At 68.6% G+C, this 1,078-nt stretch carries 1 protein-coding gene and 1 pseudogene; both read left to right on the top strand.

The window, feature by feature from the left end:
• A pseudogene (locus AB0N02_RS47360) lies at window positions 1-532 on the top strand (hypothetical protein); the annotation flags it as partial.
• A gap of 338 nt (window positions 533-870) precedes the next feature.
• A partial coding sequence (locus tag AB0N02_RS47365; protein ID WP_363961779.1) for a hypothetical protein occupies window positions 871-1,078 on the top strand: 208 nt, incomplete at its 3' end.

Raw genomic sequence — 1,078 nt, forward strand, 5'->3', positions numbered from 1 at the left:
GCCTGCTGTGCCGCAGGAGCTTGAGGTGCCGGTTTCACCGCGTCAGAGCCAGCCGCGGCACGCCTACGCCGATGAGGGCGAGGCTCTGCCGGAGCAGGAGGAGGCCGAGACGATGGCTGAGGAAGAAAACGAACAAGATCGTCAAGAGATGTTCCGGCGCCTGGACACCGCCCGCCACCGCGAGCTCGGCGAGGACGCCACTCCCGCCGACTTCCGCGACGTCGACCCGGACGAGGAGATCACCGCCGACGTCGAGGACAACGGCGAAGAGGCCGACGAGGACACCCCGCCTCCCCTCTCCCCCGCCCAGGCGCAGCGCATCTGGGATGAGCTACTGGATGAGCTGTACCGCTCCGGAGCGCGCCGGGTAGAGACCAGCACGCTGACCGAGTGGCTTACCGAGGTGCAGCGCAAGCGGCCGTTCCTGTACCGGCAGACCGACCGGTGGGAAGGGCAGGGCTGGATCGCCCGCCGGCCGGACGCCGACGGCTGGGATCTGGTCGGCTCCCCGCTGGAGCGTGCGCACGTGTGAGGACTCCGCCCGGCCCGCCTCACGGACGGTGAGCGGGGCGGGCGGATGCCGGACATCGGTGGTCGGGGGCCGCTTTCTCTATAGGGCGGGGGAGGGTGTTCGTAAGGGGCTAGTAGGGCCCGGACATCTTACGAACACCCTCCGGACAAGATCACTAGACACGCCGGACATCAACGCTCAGTAACCGAACATCCCCGCCGGACATCCCGGACATCCACCGAACACGCCTCGACGGGTGCCGGACACCCACCGGACATCGCTCAAAGCTTCCGAACACACACCCTCCGCAGCCGAACAGGGTGTGGTCACCCACCGGACACCTCCAAGGAGCCCCCCCCATGCCAACCAGCAGCCCCAGCCGAGCCGCCTACCTCCTACGTCTCGCCGACGCGGAAGACGCCGCTGGCCGCCCCATCGCCGCCCGAATGACTCGCATCGTCGCCGAAGCCGAGATGCTCCTCGACAACCCCAACAGCGTCCCCATGGACGCCGCATGGGACGACGACGACTGGTGGAACCTCGCCGCCACACGTGACCGCCACGAGC

The organism is Streptosporangium sp. NPDC051022, from assembly GCF_040683035.1.
GTDB lineage: Bacteria > Actinomycetota > Actinomycetes > Streptosporangiales > Streptosporangiaceae > Streptosporangium.